Here is a 10,383-nt window from a genome sequence, read left to right as displayed (position 1 = left end):
ACCGCTGGCACCCTCACCATCAGCGACGTCGACAGCGCCGCAACCTTCGTCGCCCAAACCAACACCGCCGGCAGCTACGGCCAGTTCTCCATCGGCACCGGCGGTGCCTGGACCTACGTCGCCAGTTCCGCCCACAACGAGTTCGCCGCTGGCACCACCTACACCGACACCTTCGCGGTGAGCAGTGCCGATGGCACCCTCACTTCGGTCACCGTGCATATCGCCGGCAGCAACGACTCACCGACGATCACTTCCAACGGTGGCGGTGCGACGGCTTCGATCAACGTGGCGGAGAACACCACGGCGGTCTCGACAGTGGCGGCGACCGATGTTGATCTGCCGGCACAAACGCTGAGCTACAGCATCGTCGGCGGAGCGGATGTCGCGAAGTTCTCGATCGTTTCAGGCACAGGCGTGCTGAGCTTTATCTCTGCACCCAACTTTGAAGCACCGACTGATTCGGGAACGAACAACGTTTATGACGTGATTGTGCGGGCGTCGGACGGCACGCTGTTTGACGACCAGGCAATCGCGGTAACCGTGACGGGAGTCAACGACAACTCCCCGGTGATCACCTCCAACGGTGGTGGTACGACGGCTTCGATCAACGTGGCGGAGAACACCACGGCGGTAACGACGGTGGTGGCAACCGACGTTGATCTTCCGGCGCAAACGCTGAGCTACAACATCGTCGGCGGAGCGGATGCCGCGAAGTTCTCGATTGCTTCAGGCACAGGCGTGCTGAGCTTTATCTCTGCACCCAACTTTGAAGCGCCGACTGATTCGGGGACGAACAACGTCTATGACGTGATTGTGCGGGCGTCGGACGGCACGCTGTTTGACGACCAGGCAATCGCGATAACCGTGACGGGCGTGAACGACAACAGCCCGATTATCACCTCCAACGGTGGTGGTGCGACGGCTTCGATCAACGTGGCGGAGAACACCACGGCGGTCACGACAGTGCTGGCGACCGATGCAGATCTACCAGCGCAGACGCTGAGCTACACGATCCTGAATACGGCCGGGACGGACTTCAGCAAGTTCTCGATCAGTTCGAGTGGGGTGCTGACGTTCAATTCGGCGCCGGATTACGAGAATCCCCAAGATGTCGGTGGTACCGACGGCGACAACGCCTATGTTGTGGACGTTCAGGTGGCCGACGGCAATGGCGGAACCGACACGCAGACCATTACGGTAAACGTGCAGAACGTCGTTGAGACACCAGTTGATACTGTGGCGCCGACGGTGACTTCCATAACCGTGCGCACAGCGTCAGGGACACCGACACAGCTAGGGAACACCGGCAGCGGCACAATAACCATCACGTTCAGTGAAGCTGTGATTAACTTCGATATCAGTGATTTCAGTGTCACCGCAAACCGCGGAACCCTCAGCAATTTCTCCGGTAGCGGCACTACTTATACAGTGGACTTCACCAGAACCGACAATGGATCTGTAAAAGCCAGCGTTACAAACACCTACACGGACTTGGCTGGTAATACGGGTGTTGCGTTCACCTCTAGCGCAAATCTCCCGGCAGGTGTGGCTGGCGAACCCATCAATCTAGCCCTCAACGTTCCGTCGGCCGATATCAGCGGCCCGATAACGGTGGCCATCAGCGGTGTTCCCTCGGGATGGACATTCAACGCAGGTACCGACAACGGCGACGGCACCTGGACCGTGCAAACCAGTGATCCCGCCGCATTGACTGTGACAACTCCAAGCGACTTCGCCGGTGCGTTGGTGCTCGATGTCAACATGCACTGGAGCAACAGCGACGGCGGCCCAGCAAGCGCCTATGTGTTCAACAACGTCGAAGTCTATGCCCCGGGCGCGCCGATCTTCGCCTTGTCCGCTGACGACAACCTGACCGGCTCGTCCGGTACCGACACCTTCGTCTTCGCTCAGCCGATCGGCAGCAACGTCATTTACAGCTTCGATGTGGCGGCGGACAAAGTTGACTTGATCGGCTTCACGGGCGTCAACGATTTTGCCGATGTGAGTATCGCCAACGATGCGAACGGCAATGCCGTGCTCAGCATCAGCGCCGACCAGACGATCACGGTCAAAGGTGTGGATGCGGCGGCGTTGAGCGGGGCCAACCTGCTGTTCGATGTGGACCCGGTCACGACCAATACGGGCACCATCACCATTGCCGACGGCGCGATCATGCCGTTTGGTGGCCGCATCGACAATAGCGGCACCATAGCGCTCGGCTCCACCGGCAGCGGGACCGATCTCGAGATTCTGTTCCGTGGCGCGACGTTGACCGGTGGCGGGCAAGTGGTGCTGTCCGACAGCGCGCAGAACGTGATCTTTGGTGGCAGCGCGGACACGGTGCTCACCAATGCCGACAACACCATCTCGGGTGCCGGCCAGTTGGGAGCGGGGCAGATGACGCTGGTCAACTCGGGCCTGATCCTTGCCAGCGGCGTCAATGCGCTGGTGATCGATACCGGTAGCAGCGTCGTCGCCAACACGGGTGTGCTGCAAGCCAGCGGCAGCGGCGGATTGGTGATTGAAAGTGCGCTCGTCAACAGCGGCAGCCTGTGGGCGAACGATGGCAACATCACCGTCCACGCAGATGCCAGTGGCGCGGGAAGCGCGACTATCAGCGGTTCGGCGATACTGGAGTTCGGTGCAGCCTCCGATCAGCATGTGACGTTCGACAGCGGCGCGGCAGGCACGCTCAAGCTCGATGTGTCGGCGGCGTTCAGCGGCAGCGTCAGCGGTTTTGCCGCAGGTGACAAGCTGGACTTTGGCGATATTGCGTTCGGCGCCAATACGCAGATCACCTATGCAGCGAATGACGCAGGCACCGGCGGCCTGCTGATCGTGAACGACGGCGCGCACGCGACGCAGGTCGCGCTCAATGGCCAATACGCGGCGGCGGGTTTGCAGGCGAACGCCGAGGGCAGCGGCAGCGAGCTGGCCTACGATGCAGCGGCGGCAAACCACACGATGCTGGGCGGCCAGGCCAACGACATTCTGATCGGCGGTGCAGGTGACGATTTGTTCTTCGGCGGGCTGGGCAACGACACGCTCAACGGCGGCCTCGGCAACGATACCTTCGTGTTTGCTGCGGCAGGTTTCGGCAACGACTCGATCCAGGGCTTCGATATCGATCCGGTCGGAGGGCAGGACTTGCTCAATATCGCGGGGCTGGGGATCAGCAGCGAGACGTTCGCTGCCAACGTGAGCATTGCGGCTGACGGGGCGGACACGGTGATCGGGATCGGAGTGGACACTATTCGCCTTGTCGGAGTTAACAGTGCAGGAATCGATCAGGCGGACTTTATCCTGACGGCATGATGCTTTTCCTGCTGGCCGCACGTTGCTTCGCGGTTTCAGCGGGAACTTCAGGGTACTGGCCAGGTCAATTGGGGCCCTGTATCGGAGATACCGAGCAGCGCTGAGGCCTGTTTTATGGCAGTGCCGTCCGAGATCAGTCGAGTCCGCCCCCCGATGCCAACCAAGAGTTTTCTACCGGGTCTCATCCTGGCGTTCTGCGCCGTCGCGTCGCTTTGTTCGGTTGCTGCCGAGCGAAGAGCGCCCGCGCAAAGTAACAGCGCATCGACCACCCTGATCGAAACCGCCTCGCGGCAGTATGAAAATGGCCAGTTGGACCAGGCCGCTGCCACGCTGGAGCGTGCCCTGCATATCCAGCCGAACAATCCCGCGACGCTGCATTACCTCGGTGTGTTGCGTCTTCAGCAGGGGCAGTACCAGCAGGCGGAAACCTTGGCGGCGCGCTCGAATATGCGGGTTGGTCGCAACGTCGAGTTACGCAACCGCAACTTCCAATTGATCCAGGCGGCGCAGCAGGCCCAGGCTTCGAATACCCCACCCAATGCCAAGGAGGACCTGATCGCAGTACAGAAGGGGCTGGAAGCGGAAACCCAAAGGCACCGCGAAGCAGACATGGCCGTTGCTGAACAATCCACCGCGGACAATGGGCGCGACGCTGGCAACTTCGCTCGCGCAAAGGCAGATTGGACATCGGATTCACCGATGGCTGGCAGACCTCGACCCGAAGGAGAAGGGCAAGTGGCTTCCATCCCGCCGGCGCCCGCGTACGAAGAGGTTGAGATTCCCCGCGGCCATTTGCCGCCTCCGGGTAAATGCCGGATCTGGTTCCCTGATCGCCCGCCGGGGCATCAGCCCGCACCCGGCAAATGCAAGAAGCTGCGATATCGGGTTCCGTCAGGGGCCTACCTGGTGCACGGTTGAGTTTCCGAGTGCCCACTTCTGGCCGTTATCGACCTGGTGCAAAAGCCGGTTATCCCTGGCAACGCAGCCGGCCCGATGCGCGCGGCTATCGGTTCAGCAGCGGTGCCAGCAATGCACACATGCCGCGCCAGTGTGAACCTTCCCAGTAAACCCGTTGGCAGGCGCCGCAGCGCAGGAAGTGCGAATAGAGGGCGCCAATGCGTGGCGGTACCAGCGGCCGAGCCAGTTCCGGGCTGATCTCGTGCAGCGGCAGGTTGCAATGCAGGCACAGGCTGAATGGCCGCGCGCTACGCGCCAGGTCGAGGCGCTCGTACAATTCGCGCAGCTGCAGCGACGGTTTCAGGGCATGCACGTAACAGCCGTGGCTGATGATCCGCCGCTTGAGCAGTTCGCGGTCACGGGTTAGCACGATGCGTCCTTGCTGCGCAGCGATCTCGGCGATCTCTCCATCCTCGAAACCATTGTCGTAGAGAGTGTCGAAGCCACTCATGCGCAGCAGGCTGGCCAGCCCGCCAAGGTGCACATCAGCGACGAAGCGCAGCACCCGTAAAGGTTGCGCACGAACCTTGAGCAGCGGGCTGATGTCCAGTGCTTCGAACTTGGGATACACCGCCAGCCGGTCACTGTCGAGGATCACCCGCTCGAAGCCCGCCGACTCGCCGTTGAGCAGCACCAGCTCGACCTCGGTGTGCGGTACTCCGAGCGCCTCGATCATGTGCTTGACCGTCGCCCCTTGCGCGCACTCGCAGGTGAAGGATTGCCGCCGCCGTTCGGCCGGCAGGAAATCGTTGAGTTCATCAAAGAAGCGGAAAGTTGCACTGGTCATGCTCAACAGTATGGCAGGGCTGCGGGATGTGCGAGTCCGGTCCGGACACCACCCATCTCGCTTGGGAGTGATCGACTTACCTGCTTATCACGATTTAGCCACTACAAAGCTTGTAACAGGGCGCCCGAAATCATTCCCGAAAAAGTCGTCTCTACCGGACCGGTCAGGACGACAGATCCCACGCCATCCCATTGAACCGTTACAGTTCCGCCATCACATTCAACCTCAACGCAATTGTCTAACAAGCCGCGACGAATTCCGTTTACAGCAGCGCCACAAGAGCAGGAACCTGAACCAAGCGGAATCGCTCCCCGGCGCTCCCAAATGCGCAAACGAATGTGCTTTCGGTCAATGATCTGGACGAAATGCACGTTCGTCCTGAGGGGGAAAAGGGCGTTGGTTTCTATGATCGGTCCGATTGTCGCTATGTCCACAGCTGTAAGATCATCCACAAAATAGGTGCAGTGCGGATTTCCCATGCTGCAAGCTGTTGGGCTACCCGCAAGTGGCAAACCTACAGTATCCATTTCCACAGCCAGAGGAATATCCGACCAGTCGAAAAGTGGTACCCCCATGTCGACGGAAATTGCGCCGGTTGAGGTCCGTTCGCAAGTGAGCAGGCCCCGGTTGGTTCGAAGCGTTATCGACGCAGTATTTGATTCGCGCATCAACATATCCGCGGCACCCCGTGTCGCGCTGCCACAAACGTCCAGCGTGGAGCCATCTGCATTCCAAAACATCAAGCGCGCATCTGCATCATCGTCATCGAGCACCACCGCAAGTTGATTGAACCCGACTCCCCGGGTCCGGTCACCCATTCGCCGGGCCATGCTGTCTGTCATGGGATTGGACGAGTTGCGCGAGTCCACGATAACGAAGTCATCGCCATTGGCGTGCATTTTATGAAACCTCAGCGGCATGAATTGACCCTGGCGATGAGAAAAGGGATGAGTTGATGTTTAAAGTCGATCTATCCCCATACGCATGGTTTTTGCAAGCTGTGTGGAAGCTCAAGACGGGGAGGTGCCTGGCAGACAATTGCGTTGCGCAGTCAATGTTTAGGAACAAGCAGTCCGCTATTGGCCGTTATTTGCCTGTCACGACCGCAGCCGATTGCTGCGAGAGGTCGACGGGCTCACCGGCATTGCCCCACAAGCCCTCAAACCTGAAATGGCTCTTGGATTTCTGTGTCTGCCGCTCAACTCAAAAATTATCGATTTTTTGAAATCACACCACTCATGTATTGATTTAAATCGCGCAGATCTTCAATCCTCCATGAGTACGGCGATAGCTTTACACCATTCTCTCGCAAAGTTTTTGGAATCAAGTCTCCATTTGGACGAAGTATTATCGATGATACAATCACGCCCGGATAATCATTTAATCGTTTTTTGAAAACGGATGTTGTTAGATCAGGTGCAGGAGGATTGCTTTTGTTAGCCAATGGTCCTGTTGCTTTGAGATCTATTCCGTGGCACATGGTGCATCGCTGTAAATAGAGATTTTTTCCATTAACATTATCCGCGAAGGATAGTGATGTTTGAATTAGCGATAAAATTCCTAGCGAAGCGATGAATGATATTTTCATTGTTTTTATCTTCCTTGATGGATCAGCGTCGATTGGGCGCGATTTGGTGCGCGGGAAAGATATCAGCCATCGTATCGGCACACACAGTCATTTCTGATGCCCATTGAATCAACTCGTTTTCCGATTGCGCCAGGTCACCGGGTAGTTGCTTTGAATCAATACCTGCTGGTTGGGCGTACCAGGACCAGGCTTTACGCCCAACAGGAAATTCGAGTAACCCAGCCTACACGTCAGTGTTTTCAGGTTCCCCCAGCCAGTCCTCGAAGCGCTCGGTCTTACCGGGTTGTAGCGGATCATCCATTACCAGCATGGTCATTTCCTTCCATGGTCACACCGTTCGACGGTGCTCTCATCCTGAGATAGCACGAGCGGAATCGAGCCCTGCCATTAAAGTGGGGCGGCAAGGTAGTGACGGGGAGCGTTGAAGTCAATATGCCAGCAAAGGCCCCGTCAATCGCTCACTCAGTCGTCGGGGCCGGGGCTTTACTGCCCAAGCGGATCAGCTCATTGGAGAAACACAGCCCGACGATGATCAGTGCCGCCCCCGCGAACAGGCTTTCGCGCGGTACTTCATGGAGCACCACAAACGCCAGCAGCGCGGCGAACAGCGGCTCGGTCAGTTCCAGCGCCTGCACTTGGGATGGCTTGAGATATTCGATGGCCTTGGTGGTGCAAAAGAAGCCGAGGATGGTCGGCAGTGCGGCCAGCGCCAGCAGTGCGGCGATCGCCAATGGCGACAGCTCGCCGATCACAAAACCATCGGCCGCAGCCGGCATCAGCAGGTACAGGCTGCCAAAAAACAGCAATTGCCGGGTGAGGTGCAGCCCCCCGGACACGCCCATCTGCTTCATGGCAACCGAAAACGCCCCATAACCGCAGCCGGCCATGGAGGCAAGCGCAGCGCCTTGCAGGGTAAAGCCCTGTTGCAGGTCGGCGCCAAAGATCACCGCGATCCCGGCGATGGCCAGTGCGGCGCCCACGGTCGCGTTCGCGGTGATGGCATCCTTGAGGAAAATGCGCCCCAGGATGATCGAGGAAATCGAGGCACTGGCCATCAGCACCACCACTACACCTGCCGCAGCGTAATGCCGATAGGCGGACGTTTCGAAGTGAAACAGCACGAAGATGCCAAGGAAGGCGCAGATTGCCGCCTGAGTCCATTTGGCCGTAGACGCCGGGCGCTTGAGGAAAAGCAATAGGATCGAAAGTAGCAGGCAACCCAGCAGGGTCTTGATGACGGCCACACTGCTGGCAGTGAAGCCATTACTCATGAGTACTTTGCTAAGCACACCGATCGTCGCGTTCAGTGCCGCGGCGCAGAGTGCAAACATGACGCCTTTGCTGAAACTGGATTGCATTGATGACGGTCCCTGTCGTTGCTTTGTCGTTAGATAGAATGCCAGCCCACATCGACGGCGCCAAGTTCGAGGATACAAAGATTCCGCCAACCCCGGCATTGATTGTGTGACTCGTCCTGAACAAGGGGCAAGCCCAGGCACTTACAGTGGCAAGGTATTGCAGTGCTTGATCTCCTTGAGCGAAAACCCGGTGTACATTTCCTTGATATTGCCGAGCGTACGTATGCGATGCATGGCGAGTTCATGGAATGCCTCCATGTCTTTGACGACTACCTGCAAGAGGTAGTCGTATTTCCCCGACACTTTGTGACAGGCAATAATGTTGGGCAGCGCCAGAACGCCCGCTTCGAAATGCTCCATGGCGTCCTCGGAGTGACTATCGAGGGTGACGCTGATGAAAGCAAAAAGTCCCAGCCCCATGGTCTTTGGGTTCAAGTGCGCGTGATACCCGACAATCACCTCCTCTTCCAGGCGCTTCAGGCGCTTCCAGCAGGCTGGCGCTGACAGGTAGACACGAGCGGCGATCTCGGCGTTCGTCAGGCGACCATTCATTTGCAGAATTTCCAGAATTGAACGATCAACCTTATCCATTTCCGCCATGTGTTCTCTCCCTTTAACAATGAGTACGCGGTAGGGCGATTGGCCCCATCCCGCAGGTCCTTGATCAAGCATTCATTTCTAGAAACGACAAATATTAGAAAGAAAATTACCTAAAGAACACATTTTGGATAATTAACGTCTGAAAAATAATCAAATACAGATCCGTTTCGAAAGCTAATTTTCAAGGCGCTGAAATACAATTTCTTGTCATTTCCGACACCCAAGCCACTGGCTCTGACAATAAAAACAAGTAACAACGGAGGCAATATTGAGCATTTTCAGAACAAAAGACCTGGACGCAATGATTGCTGCTGCCCGAGCTCCTGCCGGGTTGAAAAAAGTGCTGGGGCCGATGGATCTGGTCCTGATTGGTATCGGTGCAATCGTGGGGACAGGCATCTTTGTATTGACCGGAACCGGCGCATTGACTGCGGGACCGGCCCTCATGGTTTCATTCCTGTTAGCGGCGTTGGCCTGTGCATTTGCAGCGCTCTGTTATGCTGAGTTCGCCTCATCTGTACCGGTAGCAGGCTCGATTTACACCTACAGCTACGCGACGCTGGGAGAGTTGGTGGCCTGGATGATCGGCTGGGATCTGATGCTCGAATACGGACTGGCCAGTTCGGCTGTGTCTGTTGGGTGGTCGGGTTACTTCCAGTCCCTGCTGAGCGGATTTGGGCTGAATCTTCCGGTTGTGCTTACGGCGGCTCCAGGCTCTTTGCCCGGTGTGGAAACCTGGTTCAACCTACCCGCGCTGGTGATTATGCTGGCAATTACCTGGATGCTTTCCATGGGCATCAAGGAATCTGCGCGCGTAAACAACGTGATGGTGATCATCAAGATCGCCGTGGTGCTGCTCTTCATCGCCGTTGGTGTGCGACATGTTCAACCGGCTAACTGGCAACCTTTCGCGCCCTTCGGTGGCCAAGGCATTTTGAGTGCTTCGGCCCTGGTTTTTTTTGCTTTTATTGGTTTCGATGCGGTTTCCTCTGCCGCCGAAGAAGTGAAAAACCCGGCGCGTGACCTCCCCATCGGCATTATCGGTTCCTTGGCCGTTTGTGCGGTGTTGTACGTTGCCGTTTCAATGATCATGACCGGTATCGTGCCCTATGCCCAATTCCTTGGCGTTGATCATCCGGTCTCATTGGCGTTGCAACATGCCGGTGAAAGCTGGGTTGCCGGGTTCGTTGATTTAGGCGCAATCATTGGCATGACGACTGTCATTCTGGTTATGGCGTACGGTCAAACCAGGATCATCTACGCGATGTCGCGCGACGGACTGCTTCCCCAGCGCCTTTCCAGGGTTCATCCACGATTCGGTACACCATTTTTCGCCACCTGGATGGTCGGAATAGTCTTCGGGCTGATCTCGGCTCTGATTCCGCTGAACGTCCTCGCCGAGCTGATCAATATCGGTACGTTGGCCGCATTCAGTCTGATCTCGGTGGCAGTGATCGTATTGCGCAAGACCCGACCCGATCTCCCTCGCGCATTCAGATGCCCGGGCGTGCCCGTTGTTCCGTTGCTCGCCATCGCGTTCTGCGTAACCTTGATGACCTTCCTCAAGCAGACGACCTGGCTGGTATTTGGGGCGTGGTTGGCAATTGGCCTGGTGATCTACTTCGCCTATGCGAGGCGCCGCTCGTTGTTGCATTAATCCGGCATTTCGTCAGGTCTCTCTGGAGTGTCAATCAACCTCCAATAGTTTTCAGGTGCGAAACTGCATTCCAGTTGCGCACCTGATTGCATTCGCCTGTCAATCCTCACCTCATTTATCC

General features: G+C 57.3%; 8 protein-coding genes. 3 read left to right on the top strand and 5 right to left on the bottom strand.

The window, feature by feature from the left end; all coding sequences use genetic code 11:
- Together AC1DKH_RS27745 and AC1DKH_RS27740 are read left to right on the top strand one after the other, a co-directional pair.
- Positions 1 to 3,315: beta strand repeat-containing protein (locus AC1DKH_RS27745; protein WP_477799922.1), on the top strand; the 3,315-nt coding region annotated here is incomplete at its 5' end.
- Positions 3,316 to 3,468: 153 nt separating this feature from the next.
- Complete coding sequence (locus AC1DKH_RS27740) at positions 3,469 to 4,233, top strand: tetratricopeptide repeat protein (protein WP_477799921.1); 765 nt, start codon at positions 3,469 to 3,471, stop codon at positions 4,231 to 4,233.
- 85 nt (positions 4,234 to 4,318) lie between these two features.
- Here AC1DKH_RS27740 and AC1DKH_RS27735 read toward each other — a convergent pair whose 3' ends face one another.
- The 5 genes from AC1DKH_RS27735 to AC1DKH_RS27715 all read right to left on the bottom strand — a co-directional run bounded on the left by AC1DKH_RS27735 (position 4,319) and on the right by AC1DKH_RS27715 (position 8,605).
- Positions 4,319 to 5,059, bottom strand: coding sequence for a Mut7-C RNAse domain-containing protein (locus AC1DKH_RS27735; protein WP_477755576.1), 741 nt, complete (start codon positions 5,057 to 5,059; stop codon positions 4,319 to 4,321).
- A 101-nt stretch (positions 5,060 to 5,160) separates the two neighbouring features.
- Entirely contained in the window at positions 5,161 to 5,979 is an 819-nt protein-coding gene (gene dapF / locus AC1DKH_RS27730; RefSeq protein ID WP_477799920.1) for a diaminopimelate epimerase, read from the bottom strand.
- A gap of 290 nt (positions 5,980 to 6,269) precedes the next feature.
- Positions 6,270 to 6,647, bottom strand: coding sequence for a c-type cytochrome (locus AC1DKH_RS27725; RefSeq protein ID WP_477799919.1), 378 nt, complete (start codon positions 6,645 to 6,647; stop codon positions 6,270 to 6,272).
- 458 nt (positions 6,648 to 7,105) lie between these two features.
- A complete protein-coding gene (locus AC1DKH_RS27720) occupies positions 7,106 to 8,005 on the bottom strand; it encodes a DMT family transporter (protein WP_477760421.1) in 900 nt (299 codons plus the stop codon).
- A gap of 141 nt (positions 8,006 to 8,146) precedes the next feature.
- A complete protein-coding gene (locus AC1DKH_RS27715; protein WP_477756489.1) occupies positions 8,147 to 8,605 on the bottom strand; it encodes an Lrp/AsnC family transcriptional regulator in 459 nt (152 codons plus the stop codon).
- A 268-nt stretch (positions 8,606 to 8,873) separates the two neighbouring features.
- Between AC1DKH_RS27715 and AC1DKH_RS27710 the strand changes: the two genes are divergently transcribed.
- A complete protein-coding gene (locus AC1DKH_RS27710) occupies positions 8,874 to 10,262 on the top strand; it encodes an amino acid permease (RefSeq protein WP_477756490.1) in 1,389 nt (462 codons plus the stop codon).
- Positions 10,263 to 10,383 lie beyond the last annotated feature (121 nt).

The organism is Pseudomonas sp. 05L36, assembly GCF_056398125.1.
The sequence above is the reverse complement of the archived record's forward strand: the minus strand, read 5'-3'. Positions and strand labels throughout refer to the sequence as shown.

Coding starts and splice junctions, on each gene's coding strand:
- AC1DKH_RS27740 (WP_477799921.1), top strand. CDS start 3,469: ATGCCAACCAAGAGTTTTCTACCGGGTCTCATCCTGGCGTTCTGCGCC.
- AC1DKH_RS27720 (WP_477760421.1), bottom strand. CDS start 8,005: ATGCAATCCAGTTTCAGCAAAGGCGTCATGTTTGCACTCTGCGCCGCG.
- AC1DKH_RS27725 (WP_477799919.1), bottom strand. CDS start 6,647: ATGAAAATATCATTCATCGCTTCGCTAGGAATTTTATCGCTAATTCAA.
- AC1DKH_RS27735 (WP_477755576.1), bottom strand. CDS start 5,059: ATGACCAGTGCAACTTTCCGCTTCTTTGATGAACTCAACGATTTCCTG.
- AC1DKH_RS27715 (WP_477756489.1), bottom strand. CDS start 8,605: ATGGCGGAAATGGATAAGGTTGATCGTTCAATTCTGGAAATTCTGCAA.
- dapF (WP_477799920.1), bottom strand. CDS start 5,979: ATGCCGCTGAGGTTTCATAAAATGCACGCCAATGGCGATGACTTCGTT.